The following is a 26,398-nucleotide window of genomic DNA, read 5'->3' as shown; positions in this document are numbered from 1 at the left end:
GTCAATTCTCTCGCAGACCCATCGCCACCCGCGCTTCGCCCATGCCCCTTGCGGCATCGCGATTGCCCGTTTCCGCTACAGCCTCAAAAATGCGCAAAGCATCGCTGGGGCGTCCAAGATTCATCATGGCATAGGCGCGCAGCACCATGAGGTCCGTGCTTTCCGGCTGGAGCGTGGCTCGTTGATCGAGATATACGAGTGTTTCACGGAAGCGACCGGAATTGAAGGCAGCGTTGGCGCGATCTGCAAGAATTGCAATTTGCAGTTCGGCAGATCGATTGGCCTGTTGTGGTGCCTTGGCAGCAGAAACCGCTGCTTTGCTCGTGAGACCGAGGCGCAGATAGGCAAGGCTCTGGCCGTAGGCAGCGTCCTGACGGACCTTGCTGTCAGTGGATGACAGTGCTGCCTCGAAAGAGTTTGCAGCCTCCAAGGGGCGGTTCAACTCCATCAGGCACCACCCTTGCGCCAGAGCGGAGGACGTAGACAACCCTGCTGGGTTGGAACTGATCGAACATGCCTGCCGTGGCGAGGAACCCGAGGCAGCACTTCTTCCCACGGCACGAGGCTCGTTACGCACCGCAGTCGGCGGCGCGGTTTTCGCCATCTGTTGCACCGGTGCCGCATATTGAGACACGGATTGAGCAACTTGCCCAGCAGGCGCAACACCGACATTGGATGCAGTTGTCGATATCATGCCAAGATTTGCAATACGTTGCGACCGCGCCGCCCATGCGCGCTGGATCTCTGCCACTCCAGCTGCATCGTTCATTTGCTGTCGGGTGATCGCAAGTCCATAGGCGGACGGCTCATCATCCGGTTTCCAGCTGAGAGCTGTCTGGAACCATTGGATAGCAGTCTGGGGTTGATTGAATGCACGCGCATACCAGCCCAGCTGCTGGGCCGTCGGAACATATTTTTTCTCAACGACCATCTGCGCCACACGAGCCAAAACCTCTTCCTCTAACTGTGGCGGCGGATCGCCTGCCAAAAGGTTGGCGGTTGTTGCAAGATATGTAGCCGTTGCCTCCTCAGAGTCGTTTCGCCATTTGTACATTACATCTTCCGCCTCGACCGGGCGCTTCAGCTGGATAAGCGTTAGAGCTAAGCCTTGGGAGGCTGACGATGTATCTTCAGTGGCGTGAGCCTTTCGGAACCATTTCTCGGCATCTTCAATATTGTTATGCCGCAACGCATACCAACCCAGCAGCAGCGCATCTGAGGCTTTGCCCTGTTTCTCCGCTAGAGCGCGGAGCCTGGCAAGATCCTCATCCGCCACATCCGTGCCCGGCTTGTCATTGGCGGCGGCAACTCTGTCGCGAGACAGATCATCCCGAATAGAAGCAAACTCATCATTCTTCTCAAGCGCCAGCAAAGGCGCGAAAGCTTGCGGGCTCAGAACGGTTGACGCTTTTTGCACTGTCGCGAGACGCTGCTCTTTGTCATCGCAATTATCCAGGATGTAGCGGTAGACGGCCACGCCACGGTCCTCACGGTCCGTCTTCGCAAATGCCTCCCCCAGACGCCAAAGCACATCCACATCGCTGCAAGTTCTTAAGCTCGGCGTTTGGGCAGCAAGATCAATCACTGTTTCATACTGCTTCAGATCGGAAGCATTAACCAGTCGAATACGCGTTTCGGCCACGGTCAGGCGTTCAAGCAAATCCTGTGGCGGCTGCCAGCCGGTTTCGCTGGCTTGGCGGTCTGCGATAGCCTTTCGCACTTCTGCATATTTGCCATCCGCATAGAGCTTCCACATCGCTTCGAGACGCTCATCACGGCCAACGGGGACGGCCAAGGGATCATCGGGCGGGGTCCAGTTAGGATAGAGGGATCGCAGGCGCGCAATTTCCGCTTGAAGCCGTGCAGTATCGCCGCGTGCTGCAAAGTAACGCAGAGCGGAAAGATCCGGCCCGGGATTGGACTGCGTCTGAGTGGGTGTTTGTGCCGGAGCAGGTGATGCGGGCTGTGGTGTCGGCGCTGAGCGGTTCACTTGGCTCAATTCCAACTCGTCCGCGAAAGGAGTGGCGACGGAAGCTTGGGGCGCAGCGGGCTTCGCCTGAACACTACGAATTTGTTCCGCAACGGATGCCGGATCATCGATGGAGGAAGCCAAGGCTAGCCTCGGCTGCCGCTCATGCGCCGTTGATTGTACCAATTCTGTAGGCAATGGAGCGGGTTGGTTCTGCTTCAGCGAAGTCATGACGCCGCCACCGATGGCTGCTACCGTGAAAAGCGCGATTGGGAGTTTCAAAGACACGTGGGACGGTTCTCCCTAACATATGCCAGACTGAGCAATTGAAGCGTAGCAGGATAGTAGAATTCCGGCTGAAATTGCTGTGCTGTTTCTGGCAGACGCTTTCCATCCAGCACACATTCGGCCAGATCATGCACGATCTGGTAGCCGGGGTCCTTCAATTGCTCGACGGGTTTCCCGCTCGGCAGGTCGATGATGGAGACCACCCCATTGCCATCCACCATCCCATTCATAATACGTCTCAGAAGATCGGAATCCTGCACATCACCTCTAACCAGATAGAGCGGCACTCGGATGGCATTGTAAGAAAATTGCGGCTCGAACCCAGTCGAAGCCTTTGGTTTTTGGCGAAGACTTGCCCATTCCGGCGGAAGCTTGGTTGGACCTATGCCAAGATCTTTGAGAATAGACAGCCCGCTCTGAGTAAGCTTGTCCCACTGATCAGAAGGTGCGAGCAGTTTCATGACAGGCATGGCTTCAAAAAGCCAGTAAGATGGATTCACGACAGGACCATCGTCACGATCTTCGGCCCGGAAACCGAGAACGCCTGGCAAAAATATCGTTCGCCCGCTGGCTGCGATAACGGTATGGTTCAGGACCGCTCGCGCAATACGTGCAGCCGCCTCGACATAATCCATCCGCTGCCACTGCGCACCGCCAAGGGCAAGCGCATAGGCAATCAGCAAATCGCCATCTGTCGCGTTATTGATGTCTTTGACATGCGGCGTGGTCGAAGGGTCCCATTTCCAAACTGCCAATCCATCGTCTCGGAGCAAAAGCTCTGTACGTGTAAACGACCATATCTGCTCGAAATCTGAGGGGCTGTTTGCAAGATAGGCAAGCAGTAGACCATAGCCCTGGCCTTCGCTGTGGCTGATACCGCCATTGCCGTTATCGACGATGCGTCCGCTCGCATCCAGAAACTTAGCTTTGTATGCAGACCACTCGGAGGCCGTTATGGTTGCCTCAGCCGCATGGGATATCGTGCCAATAAGCAAGGTCATCATCATAGCAATTAATCGCAAGATCATTTGTCCCTCCCCAGCCGGCGCAGCACGGACGCTGTCAAAAGCCCGAATAGGACGGTGAATACAACCAAAAGTATCGCATAGAACAAAACATTGGTCGACAGCCAGTTGGCGAGCACGAGCCGATAGTTTGCAAAAGACAATGGGCCTGTTCGCACATACTCGATGTGAGAAGCAGGAACCACCTGTGCCTCATCTGTCTTTGCCATGAATGCCGTCGCACGACCTGCAATTTGCAACCAGCGATGCTGCTGCGAAATCGCTGTTAGTCCCTCTCTCAGATCGCTCGCAGTGGGTGCCGTGACCACTGTCCAGCTTGCTCTTCCTTCAGGGCTTGGACCTTGAGCCACAAGCAGGCTCTGATTGGTCGAGGGTGCGAAAGGAGTATCAGCACCTGGAATAAATTGTAACGAAGAGGACGAGATGTCGAAATTGCGAAGGAGCCATTCTTGTAAAACGCTGACTTGCCCGCTCCATATTCCACCGCTCACTCTTGAACGCCACTTATCGAATGTCTGAGAGGTCTCGGTCGTCTGAGCCTGAACATTGGTTCCCGGTCGCCAGGTTGTAGCTATGTCGGGAGATAGGTTGATCTGGGTGAGGAGCTTGGGCGGCATTTGCGAAATCGATCCGAAGAAGATCGCATTTCGTTCGCCGATGGCTGTTACGGACGCTAGAAGATCCGTCGCGACAGGGTGCCCAGCCATCAGCGCCAGTTTTCCCAGAAATGTGGAAGCCGCTCCCAGCGTTTCAGCATCGAAACGGTCCATCGAAACCATGAGTGGATCCGCGGCCCGTGCATAAGGTAAAGCTGTACCTGAAAGAGCAACGAGATTGGGATTCTGGCTAATCCGGGCAAATTTCGGCATCACCCATTCAGAAGTGTTGAACAGAGCTAGGCGGGGCTCTGCGGAGGCAGTGGCCCCGGGCGCGCAAGCTGCATCTTCCTTCGTCAGGATAACAGCCTCCAATTCAATGGTGTTAACACCTGCGCGAATGTGACGGAGTGCAACCTTGATTGGAAGGTGCCGGAAAATACCTCCTTTTGTGGAGGTAATCGGAACGGTGGAGGCAATGTTTCCATTAACATAAACATCGACGTGACTCCCCGGCAGGACCGTATTCGCGAAGGCCGCATCTAGCAGCAGTCTGGCTTCGCCATAGGCATTCGCATAGAAATCGGCAGGGACAGCGATGTTGAACGAGGTTCGAAAACGCCGCCCGGGAAATTCAATGGTATCGACGCCAAGCTGCGACAGAGGCAAGCGCTCACCGCCAAAGAGAAGGGGCGCATCCGGAGCTGCCCAACGCTGTGTGTTAATCACATCGCGCCGTACATTGGCTGCACGGTCGAGTGGTGCGACGAGACCTTCGATGGCAGTCTTGATCTCTCCCCAGCTCGGGCCAGATACGAGCAGCATGCTTTGGTTCGAATTCGGGTGGGGCACGAGAACTGCAATACCTGAACGTTGAGCAATGTCAGGCAGGGCAGGAAAAATGGGCTGCAGCTCAGCCGCCGTTCCAACCAAAACCTCCATCTTTCCGGCAGATGCGGTGCCAAGACCCGTTTGGCTGAAGGTTAAATTCTGGTTCGGCATTGCAGCCAAAAGCGACAAGCCTTGCGTGAGGCGAAGGAGCGGCGCGACGGAAACTGGCTGACCCAGCGCAGGCAGAACGATATGGAATTCTGTATTGCCTGATTGATCTACCCCAACAGCACGAATTGCTTCAGCTATTGGAGGTTCGCTCTCTACCTTCCCGTCAAAAGCCAGGAACGTCTCTGCCGGATCAACTTCAGTCCAGAGATCGTAAGTGGAGCGCACGTCACAATCTGTTCGATGGCGTTGATCGACACGCATCTCGATGCGGTTGGCACCTGCCTGCAACATCCCGGCTGGAACATCGGCAGTGAGCGCCTTGGACGCATCTGCTGCCGCAATTGGCTCCTCGACCAGCTTTCGGCCATTGATGAAAACAAAAAAGCGCGACGCTTCAGGGGCAATGACTACAGCGCTGCGATAGCTGAGATTGAGCCTCGCTGGCAGCCTTGCCTCACCTTCCGTTAAATAAATTGTCCAGGCATTACGGGAGAATTCGCCAGCCAGCGTCATCTCGTCGGTGGGTATCAAATAGCGCCGGGCTGCACCCTCCTGTTTTACAACCGGCTGCGGCTGTGGCTGTGGCGAGACGGCTGTGGGCTGGGTTCTCTGAAGCGACCTTAAATCTGGAGTCGGGAACTGGGGGGCGGTTGGGGATGCCGCAGGTCGTTCCGGCGACATGTCAAATGGCTCAGCCCAAGCCGAGTCGATGAATGCCATTGAGAACGAAAACGTCAAGGCGTAGAGCGCTGCGAAGAAGCGATGACGCTTGATCATGTGCTTCTCCCCATTCCGCGGAAGAAGTACAGCAGTCCACGGCTGGTCTGGTAAAGAGAGAGGCCTAAGAACCATATGGTGCCTCGCAGAATGCCGGGATTGTATCTCCGTGCCTTCTGGAATTCCTCCCATTGAGAGGAGTTGGCGAAAATCAAATCGGCGATCCAGCGATGGTCCTGTGGGCTTCGCGGCCTGTATTGGCAACCCAACAGCGAGACATCTCCAGAATTCGTGATCCCGCGAACAACGAGAGGTAGTGTTGCCATCTCGGTGCTACCATGGGGGCGAAAGCGAATGGCCGCCTCGGTTCCAGGGGCGACACTTGCCATGTCCCTTCCAAAAACCTGCAATCCGGTGCCGCCGACGGACACATCTTCTATGGATGCCGAATACCACTGATCGCCGATGCCAAATTCGCAGCGCCTGCGCACGCGCACTCGCCGCGAAGAGGATTTCTCACCACGTTCTGAGACCACGCCAAGTGCGCAGCCAGCCAGAATGAGATTGATGAGATTCCAGCCGCCGACAACCAGTGTAACGTCTGCCTTATATGGCTCGGTATAAATGCGGTAGATTGTAACCAGAACGGCAATGATCTGGATTGCGAAAATGATAAAGAACGGGCGGCTGATCTCTGACAAGCGGCTGACCGATACAGATTCATCCTTCGCCGTAACCTTAAAAGTCGGCTTGCGAGGGTTGAGCATGACAGAGATCACCGCCGGAAGCAGATGGATCGTCTGCACGAACTCGTAAAGCTCTGAAATCCAAGGCCAACGGAAAGAACCATACAAGTAGTTCTGCATCATCAGGTTCACCAGCATGTAGGCCAGCGTATAGGCCAGAAACTCACCGCCGGAGGCCGTGAAAATTTCCAGATCAAAGAAGAGGTAGAACAATGGCGCGACGAGGAAGATCGTGCGCGGAAAAGGAAATAGCCAAAACAGCGTTGAGGACATGTAACAGAACCGCTGCGGCAAGGAGAGCCCGCGCTTGAGAAAGGGCATACGGAAACGCAAAATTTGCATCATTCCTTGGGCCCAACGGCTGCGCTGTCCAATAAAGCTGGCGAAGGTTGCTGGCTGCAGACCGGCAATCAGGGGCTTATCGACATAGATGCTGTTCCAGCCCGCACTGTGCAGTTCGAGCGCTGTTTCGCAATCTTCCGTGATGCTCAGACCGCTGAAGCCCTTGGTCGTTTCGAGCGCTCTGCGGCTCAAAACCGCTGCGGAGCCGCAGAAGAACGCCGCATTCCACTTATCCAGCCCGCGCTGAATAATGCCGTAGAACATTTCATTCTCGCTTGGCATCCGCTCAAAAGTTCTAAGGTTTCTCTCCAGTGGATCTGGGTTCAGGAAAAAATGGGGCGTTTGCACGAGAAAGAGTTTTGGGTCTTCCTCAAAATAGCCGACTGTTTCCAAAAGGAAGTCTCTGGCTGGAGCATGATCGGCATCGAATACGGCAACAAGCTCTCCCGTTGAGTGGGCAAGACCATTATTGAGATTTCCCGCCTTCGCATGTTGGTTTTTCTCGCGGGTCAGGTAATTCACGCCGAGTGCGCGACACAGTTCCGTGAGTTCAGCATGACGGGCGATGGCAGATTCGGATTCGCGCACATCCGGCGCGTTTCGCTTCTGAACTGTTCCACCATCATCCAGCAGCCAGACGGTAAGCCGGTCAGCGGGATAATCCATCGCTTTGGCGGCAGCCAATGTGTTGGCAAGCAGAACCGCATCCTCATTATATGTGGGGATGAAGACGTCGACGTAAGGGAATGTTTTTTGGCTGTCGGCCCGTGATGGGCGAGACGGCAGCGGCATCGCGACAATAAACAGGCTGAGCGCCAACATCATGACGCTGTAGATTTCTGCCAGATAGAGAAGCAGGCCTGGGATAAAATTCTCTGGCTGATTGATAGGAGGAAGTGTTTCGGTTGTGCGCCAGTAAACATAGCGCCAAACAATGGCCATGCCGAATGCGAGAGCTACCAGCCGCCACCGCCCGCCAATATCCAGGATTTTCAACACTCCCATAATGGTCACGACAGTGATGCTCAGAATGAGCTGCGTCTGCAGGTTCACTGGCAAGGTGATCAAGCCGATCACGCAGATGGCCATAAATGCCCAAAGAATAATGCTTGGCACATTGCGCATCGTCATTCCTTCGGCAACAACCCACCCCCTCAGAAGGCGGGCGCAGGATTGCCCTTGTTGTTGCAGCTAGCCGCAGCGGCTTCACTGCCTATGCATTCAGGTGATGGGATCGTAACGGAAGTTACGTTTCCTCTCGGACTGGTAGTAACCGCAGATGTAGGCGGAGCTGGAACCCTAACTGTGACGCCCATGCTTAGGTTCTGCGTAGGTTGGACAGGTTGTGAAGGATTGATATTTTGCGCGATTGGGGCAACCGGAGATGGCGCAACCCGTGTCATCTTGGCCCTGGCGCCTGTTGGCTTTATGGATGATGTCGTCACAAGTTCTGGCGTCGAATATCCAAACGCCATGTTGCGTGCTGCCACATTCGGGTTCGGATAGATTGGCTGTCCGCCCTGCCCTAGCCTTGGATCAACCGGCGCCGGGCTGCCGTAGGGATTCCAAATTTCGCCCTGAAACGTACCGACAATAGTGTATCCGTAGAGTACACTTAATAGTTCATTCTCAGTCGCACGTGCATCGCAAAGCCGGAGGCGAACCTGGATCATGCCGAAATCGCGCCCAATTCCACTACCCGTGCTGCGAGAGCGGACCTGTTGCCAGCCATAAAGACACATATCGCCCGTGCGTGTGTGTCCAGATGCATAGCCAAAAGGTCCATAAGCATTTTGAAGGTATAGCGACGAGCGATTGAGACGGACACCTGGAGCAGCCTGCGCAATCTCCCGACGAATGGACGATTCACTGACCGGTCTATAGGCAATGTTTGTTGGCTCGCCCGCCTGCCGCCCGCCGTTGAAGGTAACCTTGAAGTAGTTTTGCCCGGGAACGCGACTGTTGGTTGCCAGCGAAATTGTCTGCTCCGTGCCATTGCCGTGTGCATTCTGAACCACGCCGACAATGGCTGGCCCACCCGGTGGCGGCATCAGGAGTGCCTTGTCGGCGGCAACAAGTTCCGGTCCGCTTGGTGTTTTCACTCCGCCGGTCGTGCTGCATCCAGCTAAGGCTATTAAAAGCGCCACCAAAGTCAAACGGACCTCAACCACAGCGTTTCCTTAAGGACAGGTTCGAACATGGAACGCCTTTTTGGATGCTCAAGGCGATTCGTGATATCCTGTCACTTACCCATAGCTATGGTTAACATTCGGTAAATTCTAATATTAAGTTGCTATATCAGAGATTGAAAATCGTACAACAGGAGGTTTAATGCCCGACCATAGATGTGCGGGACGACAACCGGTCAAAACGCGACCGTCTGGTCCAGACGCTGCTGAAACAGAGCAGCAAGCAGGTCTGATTGAGAAACCACCCCGACCAAACGATTTTGATCATCGACGACCGGGATTTGATCAAGCCCTTGATCCACGAGGGGATAGACAAGTCGGCTGATTCTGGTGTCGGGAAGTGCCGATTGGACCTTGCTTTTCATAATATCGTTGACTGTTTTCGGCAGGGCCTCGCGCTTCAGCGAGGCTGAGAGACGCCGCCGAAAGCCGAGATTAAGAGTTCCCGCATCCGAAAGCATGGAGTTTCGCAGGAAGTCGTCAAGGCTTACGATTCCCACCAAGGTTCCGTCGGTTCTGATGACCGGCAGAGCTCTCACATGACGCGCCATCAGAAGCCGCCACGCCGCCTTCAAATCGCTACTGCTGGCGACAGTCACCACATCACGCGACATGATGTCCGCACAGGTAACCACATCGGCGTGTCTCTCAAAAGCGCGAATTTGCGCCTTGTGAAACAACTCGTCCAACTCGTCAGCGCTGACATCAACAACCTCATCAATGTCACGAATGGCAGCCTCGATATCCTCCTGCGTAGCACCCAACCGGTGGCTGGGCAAAGGGTCGGTGGTCACTGGCGCACTAGATGGTTTTGACACGATGTGCGGATAACGACGCCCTGTGAGATTATTGAACAGCAAGGCCACCAGAAGGAGAATGATGGAATTAATGGCGATTGGCGACAGGACGAACCAATATCCGGCCTGCTGAATTGCAGGCCCTCCGAGAACCGCCGTGAGCGCAACGGCACCACTTGGCGGATGCAGGCAGTTCAACATCAGCATGACCGCAATGGCCGCGGCAATTGCACCGCACGCCGCCAGCAGCGGATGGGGAATAAGCAGAGCGCAGGTCACCCCGATCAAGGCCGCTACCGTATTGCCACCCAGAATCGACCATGGCTGGGCCAAAGGACTAGCTGGTGCGGCAAATAACAAGACTGCGGAGGCCCCCATGGGCGCAACCAATAACGGCACCGCGGCGTGAGAATCGACAGCCAGCGAACTCACGAACCCTGTCAGCAAGATGCCCGTCAACGCGCCGAGCGATGCTCTCAGCCGCTCCTTCAAACTGACAGGCACAATGGCGGGATTTAAACGCTGAAGAAAGGACATCATGAATTTCCGAGAAGCGACTACTCCCTGTCTTTAGCGCATTGCACAAGTTTGCGGCAGACTGCATTTTTTAAATGCTGCCGATGTGCTAAAACGCTAATTCACAATCAGACGGATTATCGTGCCTCTTCTTCGATCGAAAGCATCATATCCATCATCGCGCAAAAAGCGCGAACGTCGCGCAGACGCTTTTTGCTGCGCAACAAAGGTTTGACCAGAAGCCGTACCGGCTGAAGACGACGAAGCCAGGTAACCGCCCCCTGCCAAATGCCGCCGTTATCAAGGTCGCGGTAAGCGAGTAGCGCCTCACGCGTTTGGGGCGGTGAATTATTGGCAATGGCAAAGCAGCTCAGCGCGAACATAAGGAGATCCAGAATCTGCGCGCGGCGCGGATTGCGAACGACGCCAAACATTTCGAAATCAATGAAGTAGACCTTCTGGCCGTCCCACAACATGTCTTTCAAATTTGGACGACCATGCGCCATGCCAGCCGAATGAATATCGCGAAGAGCTTTCGCGGCAGTACATAACGCGCGCCCGCGTTCCTCGTTGGTCTCCTTCTGATCGTGGTAGAGAGTAGCAATGGAGACGCCCGCATTTGCAGTGATGAAATAATCATCGCCTGAATCCACCAACGGCGCAGCGGCCAACCCCAAGGAATTCAACTGCTGGTAGCCAAAAATTTCCCTATGCAGAGATTTAAGCGGATCGCCCTTACGCAGGCGCCAGAGAAATGAATGATGCTCAGGCCTTTTGATCCAATAAGTCTGCCCCTGAAGGTCCATACGCTCCACGCGCGCCGGCTCTCTCTGCAAAGCCATCCGCTGCCGAAGTTCCTGTACAACCGCATTTTCGTGCGACCGCATGACAACCATTGTGAACCTGACAAAATCCCAACTTGCCATGAGCGCGATTGCCCATGGCACAACCTGGCCTTCGCGCCCATTCACGCTGAGCTAAAGCCGTCTTCTGTCTTCGCTTAATGATGATTTTGCGCAAGGTCCAGTATATTATGACAGATCAATGACAAACGGCACCATGATCAACATGGTGCTACAGCATCTCGCGCGAAATTCTGCGGCGATTTTGCCATTACGACGTGCCGTAAAACAAGAACTTAAAGCGTAATGAAAATCTGACGGTTCTAGGTAGCTTCAGGATTTGATCAGGCTGAGGCGGCCTTACGAATTGGCACGGCCTCGTCAACATCCTCTTCATCGATTGACGAAAACAGCACCTGAATTTCCTGCCAGCGACGACGGAAGGCTGCAACGCAAGATGGGTCGAAGTGGGTTCCGCTGCCTTTCAGGACTTCCTCAAATGCCTTCTCGACAGGCCAAGCCGTTTTGTAAGGGCGTTCTGAGCAGAGGGCATCGAACACATCGGCAACCGCAACAATACGGGCTTCGATTGGGATATCGGTTCCCTTTAAACCCCGAGGATAACCGGAGCCATCCCAACGCTCATGATGGCTGGCCGCGATGCGCTGCGCGGTCTGGATCAGTTCACTGGCACTGTCTTTGAGAATGTCTGCGCCAAATTCCGTATGCATTTGCATTTCGATGAACTCATCCGCGGTCAAGCGTCCTGGCTTCATCAAAATAGCATCGCGAACCGCGAGCTTGCCTACATCGTGCAAAGGGGTTGCCAGAAATATAATTCGAGCCTGCCGCTTATCGAAACCAAGTTCCTCGGAAATCATACGGGACATCAGCGCAACGCGATCAAGGTGATTTCCTGTCTCACGATCCCGGCAGCCGATTGCCCGTGAAAGCCGCCAAATGATCTCCTCCTCACGCCGTTCAACGCGTGCCAATGCCTCTTCAAATTTTGTCTGAAGTTCCTGCGCTTTACAGGCAAGTGCAATTTGCTCGGCACGAATGCTCAGCAGGTTACGCACGCGAAGGCTGAGTTCAACATGATCGACAGGCTTGCTCAAAAACTCGGTAGCGCCCGCAGCCATGGCGTTCAGCTTTATGGCTGGTTCAGTGTTGGATGTAATCATGATGACGGGCACCGTTGCGCTGGCGGCGTTGCGGCGGATTGCCGAAATGACATCGATGCCGCTCATTTCCGGCATGGCGTAGTCCACCAGAACGAGATCAGGCGTAATATGCGTAAGGGCTTTGAGTGCATCACGCGGGTTTAGAAATGCCTGAATTCTGCAATTTTCGACATTCGATAGAGCATCCTGCATCGCAGAGAGCATGGACCGACTGTCATCAATGAGAAAAACAAGCATAATACCCGCCTAGAGCCTGCGATCTCCGTGGAGATGGACAGCGAACCCTGTATTCATCTGATTATATTCGCACTTCACATCCAAAGAAGCAGTGTAGCCGATAATTTTCCATTAATTTCAGTTCTCAAATCACCGTCATCGACGGAAATAGAACGCGCCGCTTTTTGTGCGGCAAGAGCTGGAAAATCGTTTAAGGAGAAACGCGCGCATTTTTACACCCTCGCATGTCCCTCACATGCAGGTTGTGCGGCACGAAATGGGAAAGGTAATTGAAATGCAGGCAGCGCCGTCCAACGCTCTTAAGGCAGCAATCTGGATGCTTGCCTCCATTGGCCTGCTGCTGCTTATGGCTATTTCAGGCCGGGCAATCACCCGAGAGCTTGATGTGTTTCAGGTTATGGAGATGCGCTCCGTCATCGCCTTCTTCATGCTCATTCCTCTCGTCCTGCGCCAGGGTGGATTTCGGGCTATGAAAACACCCGTTTTGCCAAGCCACATTGCACGCAATGCTGCCCATTATATCGGGCAATTTGCATGGCTTATGGGCCTCACAATGATCCCGATGGCACAGGTCATTGCCATTGAATTTACGGCTCCGATCTGGGCCGCAATTATGGCGGCGCTTTTTCTTTCAGAGCGCATTACGATTGGTAAAGCCATCGCCATTGTATTTGGCCTGACAGGCGTGGTGCTGATTGTCCATCCTGGAACGACTGCGCTCAATCCGGGGCATCTCATTGTGCTGGGCGCTGCCTTCGTTTTCGCCATCTCCTTCATCATGACGAAGTTCCTGACCGGGACAGACAGTGCAACGAAGATCATATTCTGGATGCTCATCATCCAGTCGATCTTCGGTTTGGTACCGGCTCTGCGCGTTTGGGTTTGGCCGTCCGCCGAGATCTGGCCTTGGATATTCCTCATCGCCTTCAGCGGCACATTCGCGCATTTCTGCATGGCGCGCGCGCTTGGCTATGCCGATGCGACGGTCGTCATGCCCATGGATTACCTGCGCGTTCCCGCCTCTGCTCTCATAGGTTATCTTTTGTATCAGGAAGCAGTAGACGGATTTACCGCAGCGGGTGCTGCCCTCATCGTGGTGGGCAACCTCTTCAATTTGAAACGGCGTGGAAGGCCGCTCCCTGCATCCAAGCCAAGTTGAAGGCGCGCATAAGCGGCGTCTTTATCTTTTCCTTATATCACTGGTACGGCTTCCCAATCGAATTCTGACCATCAGAAAGCATATCCAAACTCCTGTCCCTACAGGAGTAGACACATGCTCGACTTCATCTTCATCGCACTCGGCTGCGGCACTCTGTTGCTGCTGGCCTTATACGCCCGTGCGCTCGACCGGTTCTAAAGGCTGCCATCATGCTCGAACCCCTATTTGGCCTTTTCGTCGCCATCGCTCTCGGCATCTATCTCGTGGTTACGCTTTTGCGGCCCGAGCGCTTCTGACTTCAGGAGAACATCATGTCCATTATCGGGTGGCTGCAAATCGGCCTCCTTTTCGCTGCCGTTCTCCTTACCATTAAGCCCTTGGGGCTCCATATGGCGAAGGTCTTCCATGGCGAAAACACATTCCTTTCCCCTCTGCTTGGTTGGATGGAGCGCGGTTTTTATCGCCTCGCTGGCATCCGCGCCGATAGAGAGCAAGGTTGGCTAGCCTATACGCTGTCCATGCTTGCCTTTTCTATTGCGGGCTTTCTTGCGCTGTATGCAATCCTGCGGCTTCAGGCTTACTTGCCACTGAACCCGCAAGGTTTCGCAGGCATGACACCGGATCTCGCCTTCAACACGGCTGTTTCGTTCGTCACGAATACGAACTGGCAGAACTATGGCGGCGAAAGCACGTTGAGCCATTTCAGCCAAATGGCGGGCCTCACCGTGCAGAACTTCCTATCTGCCGCAACCGGCATGGCATTGGCCGTGGCTTTGACGCGCGCTCTGGCCCGCTCCAAGGCATCGACACTTGGAAACTTTTGGGTCGATAGCACACGTGCCACGCTTTACATCCTCTTGCCTATCGCCGTAGTCGTGGCCCTGGCATTTGTGGCGATGGGATTGCCGCAAACACTGCAAGCCTCTGTGGAAGCCACAACGCTGGAAGGTGCAAAGCAGGTCATCTCGCTTGGGCCAGTCGCCTCTCAGGAAGCCATCAAGCAGCTTGGTACCAATGGTGGCGGCTTCTTTAACGCCAATGCGGCGCATCCTTTCGAAAACCCAACGGCTTGGTCTAACTATCTTAACATATTTGCCATGCTATGGATCGCCGCTTCCATGGTCTATGCATTCGGTGAAATGGTCGGAAATCGCCGCCAGGGCTGGGCCTTGATCACGGCCATGGCCGTGCTGCTCATCACCGGGGTCGGCGTCATTTATTGGGCCGAGACGCAAGGCAATCCAATTCTCACCTCTCTCGGTGTCGATCCTTCCCTCGGCAATATGGAAGGCAAGGAAGTTCGCTTCGGTCAGGCCATGACAGCGCTTTATGCTGCCGTGACCACCGGCCTGTCGGATGGTGGCGTCAATGGCATGCACGGCTCCTTTACCGGACTTGGTGGTCTCGTACCAATGTTCCTGATCCAACTGGGTGAAGTTCTGCCCGGCGGTGTGGGGTCCGGTCTTTACGGCATGCTGATTTTCGCACTGCTTTCCGTCTTCGTCGCTGGTCTGATGGTCGGTCGTACGCCCGAATTTCTCGGCAAGAAGATCGAAGGGCGCGAAATGACCTTCGCCATGCTGGCGGTGCTTGTCCTGCCTTTAGTTATCCTCGGCTTCTCGGCCATTTCCGCCATGTTGCCTGCAGCAGTCGCAAGTATCGGCACGGCAGGTCCCCATGGGCTCTCGGAAATTCTCTATGCCTTTACCTCCGCCGCGGGCAACAACGGTTCTGCCTTCGGAGGCCTTTCAGGCAATACCCTCTGGTATAACAGCACACTTGGTATCTCGATGATGCTCGGTCGCTTTGCCTATGTCGTACCAGTCATGGCAATTGCAGGTTCTCTTGCGGGAAAAGTAAAGACGCCAGCTTCCGCCGGCACCTTTCCTACCGATGGACCGCTCTTCGTCGGCCTTTTGATCGGCATCATCCTCATCCTTGGCGGCCTTCAGTTCTTCCCGGCACTCGCTTTGGGCCCCATTGCAGAACATTTTGCAATGCTGGCTGGCCAAACCTTCTAAAGGAAATCCTATGTCCAAAGACCATCAAGCTCCCGGTCTTTTCGATAGATCTATCCTGTTTCCGGCCATTGGCGATGCCTTCCGGAAGCTCAATCCCAGGCTGTTGCTCCGTAACCCGGTGATTTTTGTCACAGAGACCGTGGCGGCACTGGTGACTATCCTGTTCGTTCGCGATTTGATAATCGGCGGCTCCGCCTCTTTTTCAGGCCAGATTGCCGCATGGCTATGGTTCACCGTTCTCTTCGCGACCTTTGCGGAAGCTGTCGCAGAGGGCCGTGGACGTGCGCAGGCAGACAGCCTGAAGAAGACCAAATCCGAACTGGTTGCCAGACGTCTTAAAGCCGATGGCAGCACGGAAACCATAGCCGCACCAAACCTCAAGATCGGCGATATCGTTCTGGTCGCGGCTGGCGAACTCATCCCTGGTGATGGCGAAGTCATCGAAGGTGTCGCATCGGTCAACGAAAGCGCCATCACGGGTGAGTCTGCTCCGGTCATTCGTGAATCTGGCGGCGACAGATCCGCTGTCACGGGCGGTACCCAGGTTCTCTCCGATGAAATCCGAATCCGCATCACGGTTGCACCGGGCTCATCCTTCGTTGACCGGATGATCGCCTTGATCGAAGGTGCGCAGCGTCAGAAAACGCCCAACGAGATCGCACTGTCGATCCTTTTGTCCGGACTCACGCTAATATTCCTCTTCGTCTGCGTCACGATCTGGGGCCTGGCAGGCTACAGCGGTACCCCGGTTTCGGTGACGGTTCTGGCCGCTCTGCTGGTAACGTTGATCCCAACGACGATCGGCGGCCTTCTTTCCGCCATCGGCATTGCGGGGATGGATCGCCTTGTTCGTTTCAATGTGATTGCGACCTCTGGTCGCGCAGTCGAAGCGGCAGGTGACGTGGATACGCTTCTGCTCGATAAGACCGGCACCATTACCTATGGCAATCGCATGGCCAGTGATTTTCTGCCAGTGCCGGGCGTGACCCGTGAGCAATTGGCCGAAGCCGCGCTTCTAGCCAGCCTTTCCGACGAAACGCCAGAAGGCCGCTCTATCGTTGCCTTGGCCACAGGTGATTTCGGTGTCTCAGCCAAGGACATCGTTCCAGATGCTGTCATCGCCTTCACCGCTGAAACACGTCTCTCCGGTGTCGATGTGGGAGCGCGTTCGCTGCGCAAGGGTGCCGTGGATGCGGTGCTGAAGTTCGCCGGACTGACACAACAAAACGCACCTTCGGATTTCCTGAAATCTGTCGATTTGATTGCGCGCAGTGGCGGCACGCCACTCGGAGTCACCGATGGAGAAAACCTCCTCGGCGTCATTCACCTGAAAGACGTGGTAAAACCCGGCATCAAGGAACGCTTTGCCGCTCTGCGCGCCATGGGTATCCGCACTGTGATGGTTACAGGGGACAATCCGGTCACAGCAGCAGCTATTGCCTCGGAAGCGGGTGTGGATGATTATCTCGCCCAGGCAACGCCGGAGGACAAGCTTGCCTATATCCGCCGTGAGCAACAGGGTGGACGCTTGATCGCCATGTGCGGGGACGGCACCAACGATGCCCCAGCACTTGCGCAAGCCGATGTGGGCGTGGCCATGCAGACAGGCACCCAAGCTGCCCGTGAAGCTGCCAACATGGTGGACTTGGATTCCAGCCCGACCAAGCTGATTGAAATCGTGGAAATAGGCAAGCAATTGCTGATGACACGCGGTTCGCTGACGACCTTCTCCATTGCCAATGACGTCGCGAAATATTTTGCCATCATCCCCGCCTTGTTCGTGGCGACCTACCCGGCGCTCGCAACACTCAACATCATGGGCCTTGCATCTCCCCAATCCGCCATTCTGTCAGCCGTTATCTTCAATGCCCTGATCATCGTCGCGCTCATTCCGCTTGCACTGCGTGGCGTTGCCTATCGACCCGCAAGTGCTGCCGTACTCCTGCGCCGTAATCTTCTGATCTATGGCTTGGGTGGACTCGCATTGCCCTTTGCCGGCATCAAGATCATCGATATTGCCGTCAGCGCTCTTCATCTGGTGTAACCATGCTTAACCACATCCGCCCCGCTTTTACTCTTGTTGTGCTCATGACTGGCGTCACTGGTCTCGCTTTCCCCCTTGCCGTGACAGGCGTTTCACAGGCAGCTCTGCCCTTCAAGGCAAATGGCTCGCTCATCGAAAAGGACGGAAAGATCATCGGCTCGACGCTCATCGGGCAGAATTTTACGTCTGATCGCTACTTCTGGTCTCGGCCATCCGCTACAGGCCCGGATGCATATAATGCTTCCTCATCCTCAGGCTCCAACCTTGGCCCGACATCGATCAAGCTGCATGATCGTGTAAACGGCGATGTGCAGAAGCTTGTGGCTGCTGGCATTGCAGCACCGGTTGCTGGCGACGGGGTTACGACTTCCGGTTCCGGTCTTGATCCGCATATCTCGCCCGCATTCGCAAAGGAGCAGGTGGAGCGTGTTGCGAAGGCACGTGGGCTTGATGCCAGCAAGATTGCGGCTCTGGTGCAACAACAAACGGAAGGCAGAAGCCTTGAGATTGTCGGTGAACCTCGCATCAATGTGCTACAGCTGAATATGGCCTTGGACGCCATGAAACCATGAGTATTTGAATGGCGGACAAAGAAGACCGCAAGTTCGACCGCAGACCAGACCCGGATGCATTGCTTGCCCTGGCGGACAAAGACCGCCGGGGCAAGTTGACAGTTTTTCTGGGGGCAGCACCCGGTGTTGGAAAAACCTATGCCATGCTGGCACGGGCCAGACGCTTGAAGACAGATGGTGAGGATATCGTTGTTGGCCTTGTGGAAACGCACGGTCGCAGCGAAACAGCGGCCCTTCTTGAAGGGCTCGAAATGCTTCCTCGCCGCACGATTACACATCGGGGCGGCACGCTAGAGGAATTTGATCTGGATGCGGCGCTCGCGCGCAAGCCCCGGATCATTCTGGTGGACGAACTTGCCCATTCGAACCCGGAAGACTGTCGCCATCCCAAGCGCTATCAGGATATTGAAGAGCTGATTTCGGCTGGCATCGATGTCTGGACTGCACTTAACATCCAGCATCTAGAAAGCCTTGCGGACCTTGTGGCACAGATAACTGGCATTACGGTGCGAGAACGCGTTCCCGATATAGTGCTAAAGCGTGCAGATGAAGTGCTGCTGGTGGACCTTCCCCCGACTGAATTGATCGAGCGTCTGAAGGCCGGTAAAGTGTACCTGCCGGATAGCGCAGCGCGTGCGATTGATCGCTTCTTCCGGCTCGGCAACCTAACGGCCCTACGTGAATTGGCGCTCCGGCGCACGGCTGATCGCGTCGATGATCAGATGGTCGACTACCTCAAGCAGAACGCCATTGATGGCCCCTGGGCAACGGGGGAGCGGCTTCTCGTTTGCGTAGGATCAGACGCCCTATCGGAAAAGGTGGTGCGGGTCGCGGGTAGACTGGCCTCAGGCCTCAATGCACCCTGGATCGTGGTCTCCGCAGAAAGGGCAGACCGCGAAACGGAAACCAGTGACCGGCTGCAAAGGATCGAGCGCATTTTTCGCCTTGCCGAGGAGCTGGGCGCAGAGAGCCGCCGTCTTATTGGCAAGGACTTCGTTGAGGAAATCCTGAAACTTGCCCGTCGCGAGCATGTGACACAAATCGTCATTGGCGCCGCCTCCCGTCGCAATCCCCTCCGCTTTTTCTCGAAAACGCTTGCAGCGGCTCTGGAGGCGCAATCCTCCGGCATTTCACTACACATCATCACGCCGGACGAGAGAGACCTCGAGGTCAATCCCTCTTTTATTCCAAATCTGAAGATGCCCGCTCTCGGTATCTCTCCGCTCATTGCGTGTGGTTTCGTCTCCGTCATGACGGTGATCGGTCGCGCCATAGAGAACATCATTGATCTGCCGAATATATCCATCGTCTATCTTCTGGCTGTACTCGGCTCAGCGATGACGGGTGGCTACATAGCAGCCTTTGGTGCCGCCATCCTGTCCACGCTTGCCTATAACTTCTTCTTTATCGCGCCCGTCCACACCTTCACCATTGCTGCTCCGCACGAGGTGTTTGCGCTCTTCATGTTCCTGATCGTTGCCATGGTTGCAGGCGGTTTTGCCTCGCGCATTCGCGAACAGGCAGATATCGCCCAAACGCGAGCAAAGGCGCTGCAATCCTTGTACGAATTTTCCCGCAAGCTTGCTGGCGCGGAGAAGGCAGAAGACGCAATCTGGCTGGCTGTGTCCCAACTGCAGTCCGGGTTAAAGCGCCAGGTGGTAATGTTGACGGAGCAGGGAAGAGAGCTTCAGGTCGCGGGCGCGTGGCCACCTGATATCGAATTGGATGTGACGGATCTGGCTGCCGCACGATGGACGCAAGAAAAGCGAGAACAGGCTGGTTACCGTACTGGCACCCTGCCCAATAGCCGTTTCCAGTTTCGCCCTCTGCTCGGCCCGCATGGGCTCGTTGGCGTTTGCGGCATTGCCCGCAGCGAAGTAGATCTCGATCCTAACCAAGAACGCGCAGTGGCCGCAGCTCTCGACCAAACCGCGATAGCACTTGATCGTGCACGGCTGGCCAATGAAACAGTCGTGCAGGCGGCGCGCCTGGAAGGTGAGCGCTATCGGGAGGCCCTCCTCTCTTCAATCTCGCATGATTTGCGCACGCCGCTTTCTACCATTACCGGCGCTGTCACCAGCCTGCGCCAACTCGGTCAACATATGAGCGAGGAAAGCCGTGACGATCTTCTTCAATCCATTGAGGAAGAAAGTGGGAGGATGAGCCGGTTCGTCGCAAACCTGCTGGACATGACGCGCATCGAAGCAGGAACGCTTGCGCCCAAACGGGATTGGGTGGACCCCACTGATGTGGTTCAGGCTGCTGTAGAGAGGACACGCCGCTATATGCCTGAACGCCAGATAGAGACCAGTATCGCAACAGATGTGCCACTCATTCAGGCTGACGGAGTTCTCTTGGGACAGGTCCTGTTCAACCTTCTCGACAATGCCGTGAAATATGGTGGTACTGATCCGATCAGCGTATTCGTGCGCAGAGGCGACAAGGAAGTTCAGATTTCCGTGACGGACATGGGCAAGGGCATTCCGCGCGAAGATCTTGAGCGCGTCTTCGAAAAGTTTTACCGACGCGGCAAACCGGATGGGCGCGCCCCCGGCACCGGTCTCGGCCTCTCTATTGCGAGAGGCTTTGTGGAAGCGATGGGCGGCACAATCCACGCAGAAAGCCCAGCCATTCGCAAACGAGGCACCCGTATCGTCATGCGTTTCCCAGTTTCATGCAAACCGACGGCAGAATTATCATGAGCCTTTCACGCATTCTGGTCGTGGATGATGAGCCGCAAATTCAACGCTTCCTGAAGCCTGCGCTGACGGCTGCAGGCTATGACGTTCTGGAAGCCGCCAACGGTTCGGATGCCATGAAGGCTGTGGCGACACTGGCTCCCGATCTCGTTATTCTCGATCTTGGCTTACCGGACATGGACGGCAAAGATGTAGTCAGCCAGCTCCGTGGCTGGAGCGATATTCCCATCATCATCCTTTCTGCCCGCGATCGGGAGAGCGAAAAGATTGCGGCGCTTGATCTTGGCGCGGATGATTATGTGGAAAAACCATTCAGCATCGGAGAACTGACAGCGCGAATGCGCACGGCGCTTAGGCACCGCAATAAGGCGGATGCCATCCCTACCACCATCGAAGCCGATGGATTGACCATTGATCCGGTCCGGCGCGTCGTGCTTCGTGGTTCAGAGACTATCCACCTCACGCCAAAGGAATATGATCTTCTTCTTTTGCTCGCACGCCATGCGGGCCGCGTAGTCACCCACCGCACGCTTTTAACTTCTGTATGGGGACCGGCGCACGGCGATGACCTTCATTACCTGCGCGTGTTTATTGGCCAGCTTCGACAGAAGATCGAAAAGGACGCGACCCAGCCGCGGATCGTCACGACCGAACCTGGGGTGGGTTATCGCTTCACCATAGACGAATAGACGTTGCGAACGTAGAGATGGTGCTCAATCCGCCAGGAAGGAAATGAGCAGTGTTTCGTCTCACTGAGACATGCAGCGTCACACAAGAGGTCAAGCGCAGCCGGTTCCTGGCTGTCGCTTCTCCGATCGCCGATGAAGAAGAAGCGAAGGCTTTTCTGCAAGCCAATGCACAGGCCGATGCCAACCACAATTGCTGGGCTTGGCGTTTGGGCAGCAATTATCGCTTCAGCGATGATGGCGAACCCTCTGGAACTGCCGGAAAGCCGATTCTCAAAGCCATAGAGGGGGCAGAGTTCGATCAGGCCTGCGTCTTGGTGACCCGGTGGTTCGGCGGAATATTACTGGGAAGCGGCGGCTTGATGCGAGCCTATGGCGGCGCGGCGACAGCCTGTCTTCAAGCAGCCGCAAAACAACTCATTATTCCGTCTGTAAGCCTATCCGTCGATGTCCCATTTGGTGATCTTGCTCTGTGCAAAGCACGCCTGCTTGCTTTGGCCAATGTCCAGATATGCTCGGAAGACTTTCATTCTGAAGGCGCACTCATCACCTTCAGCATTCCGGAGGAACACCGGGATAAGACACTAACACTGTTGAAGGACTTAACCAGGGGACGCGCTGCTTTCCAATCTGACGACTAAACCGGAGCAAACGCTATTCAGACCTGCAGGGGCCTCGTGGTCCCTCGGGCAATGAGTTCGAAACCGAGATTTACGACAGGTCGTGGCTGCGATGTGCCATGTATATCGCGGATGATCATGTCCGCGGCGCGATAGCCCATCTCGAACAGGGGAACACGTATAGTGGTCAGCGGGGGCTGCATGACCGCAGCGAACTGCAAGTCGTTATAACCGCAAATACCGAGCTCTTCCGGAACCCTCTTACCCATTCGCTGAGCTTCGAAAAGAACGCCGAGAGCTAATTCATCGATCTGACACAGAACGGCATCCAGGTCGGGATGGTCGTGAAGTGCCTGGTGCAACAATTTCACCCCGGTGGGGGCACTGCTATTATTGTCGCTATAGATAAGCGCTTCATCGAAGAGGCCAGCGTTTTTCATGGTGCGAGAATAACCAATCGACCGCCGGCGTCCCCGCTCGTCTGTCGTGCCTCCAAAAAAGGCGATACGGCGATAGCCACATTTAAGGAGATATTCCGTTGCTGTCGCAGCAGCCTCTATGTGGTCAATGGCAATTGACGCACCGGCCGTTTCCAGGTTCACGTCCACCACCTGAACGACTGGACAGGTCGCCTGACTGAGAAGTGCCGTAACCTGGTCCAAACCTTCCATACCCGCCAGTATGATGCCCGCTGTGTTTTGTGAAAGAAGCAACCGTACCTGCCGCTTTTCTTCCTCTACACAGTAATGAGTGTTTGCGTATTGTACGCGAAAGTCCGTATCTCGAACGCGCTCCTCGATGCCGCGCATAAAGCTGACGAAGGCAGGGCTTGTCATTGCAGACACAAGCACGCCGAAGGTTGAATTGTGTTTGCTTGCAAGGGCACGTGCTGCTTGATCCGGCACGTAACCCATGACTTCGATCAACTCAAGGATGCGTCCCCGGAGTTCTGCTGAAACCTTTGCCGGATCTCGCAGAACGCGTGAAACGGTAATGGGGCTAACCCCGGCTTTCTTAGCCACGTCAAATAGCGTTGTTCGCTCTGATCGTCCGCGTCGCACTCTGTATTACCTTATCACGAAGTTTTACAACCCAGGCGAAAATCGCCCCTGATTGTAGAGTCGCCAACCTACACACACAGAAGATGTATTACGATGTTTAATTTTAGCTATCACGTTTTGCCATAGCAAGAAGTCGAAATCATTTATTTAGCTTCTCCTTAACAAAACTCAATTGTCGTAAAGATGCTCTGGCCGCAACCGTGGCAGAAATCTCACGTGAAAAGGAATTTTTTTCATCTAAGCGCAGACCTCTCGCGACCATGGTAAAAAATGGGTAGTTGCAGTTGCAAGAGCGGTGCAATAGCTGCTCTCTCTCCGATCTCTATAGGCGGCGCATGAAAGCTGCGGCAGCTGTAACAAGGGTGTATACATGAACTATCGTTTGATCGCGGTGGCAGTACTGGCTGGTCTCGTATCAGGTTGTACGACGGCAGGGCCAGTAGCTACCAATCCGGTTGAAACCTATTGGAAAGGCAAGTCTGCTGGTTCCTTCTTCGCCCGGTTCGCGCCTCCTTACAGCGATAGCGAAAGCGGCTCGCAGACAGTTTACAACTGGCGCGGTGGCTTTAACCGCATCAAGACAAAGGAAGGCCGCACGTTGAGCGTAAGCTGCAGCGCTCAGATTACCGCTGACTCGCAATACCGTATTCAGTCCATTCGCATCGTGGCTGACCGCCCAGGCGCAAAGGGACCGAGCTATTGTGCGGAACTGCTGATCGGCGAATCCTGATTTTTCACTTGGCCCGCAGTTTGTACTCTGCGGGCCTTTGATTCAACGCGGATCCCAGCTCATAAGGCTTTATCCGTCTTGGATCTAAGTGAATTTGAGCCTCAAGCGTTCTCAACCCTCGCGATAATAATAGCTGTAGCCATTAATCGCCGGAGCGCCTCCAAGGTGCGCATAAAGTATGCGGGAGCCTTTCGGGAAATAACCTTTGCGTACAAGGTCGATCAATCCCTGCATGGATTTACCTTCGTATACCGGATCTGTGATCATCGCCTCAGTCCGAGCCGCCAGTCGAATAGCTGCATTGGTTTCGTCCGAGGGCACACCATAGGCTGGATAAGCATAATCAGGATTGATGATGATTTCTTCGTCTCGGACTTCGCGTCCCAGTCCTACTAGTTTCGAAGTACTGTCCACGATGGCTCGCACCTGTGATCTGGTTTGGTCCGGAGTTCCTGATGCATCGATACCTATTACGCGGCCAGCGCGATTTTGCGCGGCAAAGCCAACAATCATGCCCGCCTGTGTTGAACCTGTAACGACGCAAACGATGATATAATCGAATTTGTATCCAAGTACCTTCTCCTGCTCAGCCACCTCTTCGGCAAAGCCGATATAACCAAGACCTCCGTACTTATGAACCGAAGCGCCAGCGGGGATAGCATACGGCTTGCCGCCTGCATCCTTGACAGACTGAATGGCGTCCTCCCAGCTCTTGCGAATACCAATGTCAAAACCGTCGTCTACAAGTCGCGAGTCGGCTCCCATGAGCCTGGTCATCATTATATTACCCACGCGATCATAGACCGCATCGTAATGTGGCACCCATTTCTCTTGGATAACAACGCATTTCATACCGATCTTCGCAGCTGCCGCTGCCACCATTCGCGTGTGGTTGGACTGAACACCACCAATGGAAACGAGAGTGTCAGCGCCAGATGCAATCGCGTCTGGAATAATATATTCGAGCTTACGAAGTTTGTTGCCCCCCATGGCAAGACTTGAGTTGCAGTCATCTCGCTTAGCAAAGATTTGAACCTCATCGCCCAAAGCGGCGCTAAGGCGTGGGAGATGCTCGATCGGCGTTGGACCGAACGTAAGTGGATATCGCTCAAATTTAGCAAGAAGTGACATGCATAACTCCTTCAACCTGCCCCACATTGCGACTAAACGCTAACGGATTTGCGGTGAAAGGTGCTCTCGTTCTTGGGCACCAACTGTTGCCAACTGGAACCTTTTGGGGGTAAACTTCGCTTGTTTAGCAATTATGAGCATCAATAATGGAAGATTCTTCCAGCACGGTTCTGGATCGTATTGATCTGCGTATTCTTCGGGCATTGCAGGCCGAAGGAAGATTGACCAACGCGGAACTGGCGGTGCGTGTGAACGTGAGTGCGGCCACCTGTCATAGGCGCACACAACGTCTCTTTGACGAGGGCTTTATCACGGGGGTACGTGCAGAAATCGCGCCTGAGCCCGTTGGTCTCGCAGCTCTGGTGATGGTTGGCGTCGTCTTGGACCGCTCCACACCTGAAAGTTTTGCGGCATTCGAAGGTGCCGTATTGGAACTGAAGGAGGTTCTTGATTGCAACCTGGTCGCGGGCGACTTCGACTACCTCTTGAAAATACGGGTAAGAGACATGGCCGATTTTAACAAGCTTCACGGTCAAAAGCTCATCGCCTTACCAGGCGTTAGACAAACCCGAACCTTCTTTGTGATGAAAAATGTCAAGGACAATGCGCGGCTTCGTTTCTGACACGAAAGGCGGTTTTCAAGTATGTGGGGGCCTATTCAAGCACTTCGAATCGACTTCGTTTTGCTGTGCCGCGGGATTTGCTGGTGCGGAAAGATGAAGTCTTATTTTCGATCAAAGTGCTGCGAACACCTTTGCATGCTAAAAATACCTTATCAGCATCTCTGGTTACCGACATGCTTCCGAAGGTTCAAAAGGGCATCCCGGCATCACAAGAGATGCACGCGAGTGCATTGCAAGGCTTCAATCAACCCTAGTACAGGTTCGGGTTCATAAGGACAACGAGCACCTTGATGGCTAAGAGCTTTGTAAGGTCAATAGATGTTGCGCAGAAAGCTGGCGTTTCACGTTCGGCAGTTTAAGAACGTTTACGCGTGGTGCAAGTGTTTCACCGGATGTGCGCCAACGTATGATGAAGGCGGCAGAGGAACTCGGCTACAGGGTAAACAGCCTGGCGCAAACCTTAAATATCTCGAGCTTCAACCTGAAAGGAGTTGTGGGCGCTAGTTTGTCCTCGCCATCTATTGCAAAACAGCGGGTGAGGTTGAGCCTCGGTCTGTTGCGACGAGGCCAGCGATGCTTGCTTCTTAATGCCGCCGATGCCA

20 protein-coding genes are annotated in these 26,398 nt (G+C 54.8%); 10 read left to right on the top strand and 10 right to left on the bottom strand.

Annotation, left to right across the window (positions count from 1 at the left end):
* Window position 1 precedes the first annotated feature (1 nt).
* From AC0JZ1_RS01135 to AC0JZ1_RS01100, 8 genes are all read right to left on the bottom strand, one after another.
* Entirely contained in the window at window positions 2-2,251 is a 2,250-nt protein-coding gene (locus AC0JZ1_RS01135) for a tetratricopeptide repeat protein (protein WP_471880894.1), read from the bottom strand.
* The gene (locus tag AC0JZ1_RS01130; protein ID WP_471880606.1) at window positions 2,248-3,285 is read right to left on the bottom strand and encodes a glycosyl hydrolase family 8; all 1,038 of its coding nucleotides are present in this window, start codon (window positions 3,283-3,285) and stop codon (window positions 2,248-2,250) included. Before AC0JZ1_RS01130 ends, AC0JZ1_RS01135 begins: the two co-directional genes overlap by 4 nt.
* Window positions 3,282-5,657, bottom strand: a complete 2,376-nt coding sequence (locus tag AC0JZ1_RS01125) for a cellulose biosynthesis cyclic di-GMP-binding regulatory protein BcsB (RefSeq protein ID WP_471880605.1) — start codon at window positions 5,655-5,657, stop codon at window positions 3,282-3,284. The genes AC0JZ1_RS01130 and AC0JZ1_RS01125 overlap by 4 nt, the downstream gene beginning before the upstream one ends.
* Window positions 5,654-7,810 carry a UDP-forming cellulose synthase catalytic subunit gene (gene bcsA / locus AC0JZ1_RS01120; protein ID WP_471880604.1) on the bottom strand — a complete coding sequence of 719 codons (2,157 nt, stop codon included), beginning with the start codon at window positions 7,808-7,810 and terminating at the stop codon, window positions 5,654-5,656. Before bcsA ends, AC0JZ1_RS01125 begins: the two co-directional genes overlap by 4 nt.
* A gap of 29 nt (window positions 7,811-7,839) precedes the next feature.
* A complete protein-coding gene (bcsN, locus tag AC0JZ1_RS01115) occupies window positions 7,840-8,856 on the bottom strand; it encodes a cellulose biosynthesis protein BcsN (RefSeq protein ID WP_471880603.1) in 1,017 nt (338 codons plus the stop codon).
* Between the two features lie 194 nt (window positions 8,857-9,050).
* Window positions 9,051-10,208: an HPP family protein gene (locus tag AC0JZ1_RS01110; protein WP_471880602.1), complete on the bottom strand. Its 1,158-nt coding sequence runs from the start codon at window positions 10,206-10,208 to the stop codon at window positions 9,051-9,053.
* A gap of 116 nt (window positions 10,209-10,324) precedes the next feature.
* Window positions 10,325-11,029 (bottom strand): lipopolysaccharide kinase InaA family protein, encoded by a 705-nt coding sequence (locus AC0JZ1_RS01105; RefSeq protein ID WP_471880601.1) that lies wholly within the window; start codon window positions 11,027-11,029, stop codon window positions 10,325-10,327.
* 344 nt (window positions 11,030-11,373) lie between these two features.
* On the bottom strand, window positions 11,374-12,450 hold the full coding sequence (locus AC0JZ1_RS01100; protein ID WP_471880600.1) for an HD-GYP domain-containing protein: 1,077 nt from the start codon (window positions 12,448-12,450) through the stop codon (window positions 11,374-11,376).
* A 256-nt stretch (window positions 12,451-12,706) separates the two neighbouring features.
* Between AC0JZ1_RS01100 and AC0JZ1_RS01095 the strand changes: the two genes are divergently transcribed.
* The 8 genes from AC0JZ1_RS01095 to AC0JZ1_RS01060 all read left to right on the top strand — a co-directional run bounded on the left by AC0JZ1_RS01095 (window position 12,707) and on the right by AC0JZ1_RS01060 (window position 22,272).
* Window positions 12,707-13,609: a DMT family transporter gene (locus AC0JZ1_RS01095; protein WP_471880599.1), complete on the top strand. Its 903-nt coding sequence runs from the start codon at window positions 12,707-12,709 to the stop codon at window positions 13,607-13,609.
* A 209-nt stretch (window positions 13,610-13,818) separates the two neighbouring features.
* Window positions 13,819-13,905 carry a K(+)-transporting ATPase subunit F gene (gene kdpF / locus AC0JZ1_RS01090; RefSeq protein WP_113377767.1) on the top strand — a complete coding sequence of 29 codons (87 nt, stop codon included), beginning with the start codon at window positions 13,819-13,821 and terminating at the stop codon, window positions 13,903-13,905.
* Between the two features lie 15 nt (window positions 13,906-13,920).
* Window positions 13,921-15,630, top strand: a complete 1,710-nt coding sequence (kdpA, locus tag AC0JZ1_RS01085) for a potassium-transporting ATPase subunit KdpA (RefSeq protein ID WP_471880598.1) — start codon at window positions 13,921-13,923, stop codon at window positions 15,628-15,630.
* A 10-nt stretch (window positions 15,631-15,640) separates the two neighbouring features.
* Entirely contained in the window at window positions 15,641-17,674 is a 2,034-nt protein-coding gene (kdpB, locus tag AC0JZ1_RS01080; protein ID WP_471880597.1) for a potassium-transporting ATPase subunit KdpB, read from the top strand.
* 2 nt (window positions 17,675-17,676) lie between these two features.
* Window positions 17,677-18,246: a potassium-transporting ATPase subunit KdpC gene (kdpC, locus tag AC0JZ1_RS01075; protein ID WP_471880596.1), complete on the top strand. Its 570-nt coding sequence runs from the start codon at window positions 17,677-17,679 to the stop codon at window positions 18,244-18,246.
* A gap of 8 nt (window positions 18,247-18,254) precedes the next feature.
* The gene (locus AC0JZ1_RS01070) at window positions 18,255-20,948 is read left to right on the top strand and encodes an ATP-binding protein (protein WP_471880595.1); all 2,694 of its coding nucleotides are present in this window, start codon (window positions 18,255-18,257) and stop codon (window positions 20,946-20,948) included.
* A complete protein-coding gene (locus AC0JZ1_RS01065) occupies window positions 20,945-21,634 on the top strand; it encodes a response regulator (protein ID WP_471880594.1) in 690 nt (229 codons plus the stop codon). The genes AC0JZ1_RS01070 and AC0JZ1_RS01065 overlap by 4 nt, the downstream gene beginning before the upstream one ends.
* A 50-nt stretch (window positions 21,635-21,684) precedes the next feature.
* On the top strand, window positions 21,685-22,272 hold the full coding sequence (locus AC0JZ1_RS01060; RefSeq protein ID WP_471880593.1) for an IMPACT family protein: 588 nt from the start codon (window positions 21,685-21,687) through the stop codon (window positions 22,270-22,272).
* Between the two features lie 17 nt (window positions 22,273-22,289).
* Here AC0JZ1_RS01060 and AC0JZ1_RS01055 read toward each other — a convergent pair whose 3' ends face one another.
* Window positions 22,290-23,273, bottom strand: a complete 984-nt coding sequence (locus AC0JZ1_RS01055; protein ID WP_471880592.1) for a LacI family DNA-binding transcriptional regulator — start codon at window positions 23,271-23,273, stop codon at window positions 22,290-22,292.
* A gap of 409 nt (window positions 23,274-23,682) precedes the next feature.
* Here AC0JZ1_RS01055 and AC0JZ1_RS01050 point away from each other — a divergent pair, with 409 nt between their 5' ends.
* Complete coding sequence (locus AC0JZ1_RS01050; protein ID WP_471880591.1) at window positions 23,683-24,042, top strand: hypothetical protein; 360 nt, start codon at window positions 23,683-23,685, stop codon at window positions 24,040-24,042.
* 111 nt (window positions 24,043-24,153) lie between these two features.
* Here AC0JZ1_RS01050 and AC0JZ1_RS01045 read toward each other — a convergent pair whose 3' ends face one another.
* A complete protein-coding gene (locus tag AC0JZ1_RS01045) occupies window positions 24,154-25,173 on the bottom strand; it encodes a 1-aminocyclopropane-1-carboxylate deaminase (protein WP_471880590.1) in 1,020 nt (339 codons plus the stop codon).
* Window positions 25,174-25,319: 146 nt separating this feature from the next.
* Between AC0JZ1_RS01045 and AC0JZ1_RS01040 the strand changes: the two genes are divergently transcribed.
* A complete protein-coding gene (locus tag AC0JZ1_RS01040; protein ID WP_471880589.1) occupies window positions 25,320-25,796 on the top strand; it encodes an Lrp/AsnC family transcriptional regulator in 477 nt (158 codons plus the stop codon).
* The last annotated feature ends 602 nt before the right edge of the window (window positions 25,797-26,398 follow it).

It is taken from the genome of Affinirhizobium capsici (assembly GCF_977018625.1).
This window is presented reverse-complemented; position numbering and strand designations above follow the sequence as displayed.

Excerpts from the sequence above, each read along its gene's own strand:
- AC0JZ1_RS01130 (WP_471880606.1), bottom strand. The coding sequence starts at position 3,285 with ATGATCTTGCGATTAATTGCTATGATGATGACCTTGCTTATTGGCACG.
- AC0JZ1_RS01125 (WP_471880605.1), bottom strand. The coding sequence starts at position 5,657 with ATGATCAAGCGTCATCGCTTCTTCGCAGCGCTCTACGCCTTGACGTTT.
- bcsA (WP_471880604.1), bottom strand. The coding sequence starts at position 7,810 with ATGCGCAATGTGCCAAGCATTATTCTTTGGGCATTTATGGCCATCTGC.
- AC0JZ1_RS01110 (WP_471880602.1), bottom strand. The coding sequence starts at position 10,208 with ATGTCCTTTCTTCAGCGTTTAAATCCCGCCATTGTGCCTGTCAGTTTG.
- AC0JZ1_RS01105 (WP_471880601.1), bottom strand. The coding sequence starts at position 11,029 with ATGGCTTTGCAGAGAGAGCCGGCGCGCGTGGAGCGTATGGACCTTCAG.
- AC0JZ1_RS01100 (WP_471880600.1), bottom strand. The coding sequence starts at position 12,450 with ATGCTTGTTTTTCTCATTGATGACAGTCGGTCCATGCTCTCTGCGATG.
- AC0JZ1_RS01095 (WP_471880599.1), top strand. The coding sequence starts at position 12,707 with ATGGGAAAGGTAATTGAAATGCAGGCAGCGCCGTCCAACGCTCTTAAG.
- kdpF (WP_113377767.1), top strand. The coding sequence starts at position 13,819 with ATGCTCGAACCCCTATTTGGCCTTTTCGTCGCCATCGCTCTCGGCATC.
- kdpA (WP_471880598.1), top strand. The coding sequence starts at position 13,921 with ATGTCCATTATCGGGTGGCTGCAAATCGGCCTCCTTTTCGCTGCCGTT.
- kdpB (WP_471880597.1), top strand. The coding sequence starts at position 15,641 with ATGTCCAAAGACCATCAAGCTCCCGGTCTTTTCGATAGATCTATCCTG.
- kdpC (WP_471880596.1), top strand. The coding sequence starts at position 17,677 with ATGCTTAACCACATCCGCCCCGCTTTTACTCTTGTTGTGCTCATGACT.
- AC0JZ1_RS01070 (WP_471880595.1), top strand. The coding sequence starts at position 18,255 with ATGGCGGACAAAGAAGACCGCAAGTTCGACCGCAGACCAGACCCGGAT.
- AC0JZ1_RS01065 (WP_471880594.1), top strand. The coding sequence starts at position 20,945 with ATGAGCCTTTCACGCATTCTGGTCGTGGATGATGAGCCGCAAATTCAA.
- AC0JZ1_RS01050 (WP_471880591.1), top strand. The coding sequence starts at position 23,683 with ATGAACTATCGTTTGATCGCGGTGGCAGTACTGGCTGGTCTCGTATCA.
- AC0JZ1_RS01045 (WP_471880590.1), bottom strand. The coding sequence starts at position 25,173 with ATGTCACTTCTTGCTAAATTTGAGCGATATCCACTTACGTTCGGTCCA.
- AC0JZ1_RS01040 (WP_471880589.1), top strand. The coding sequence starts at position 25,320 with ATGGAAGATTCTTCCAGCACGGTTCTGGATCGTATTGATCTGCGTATT.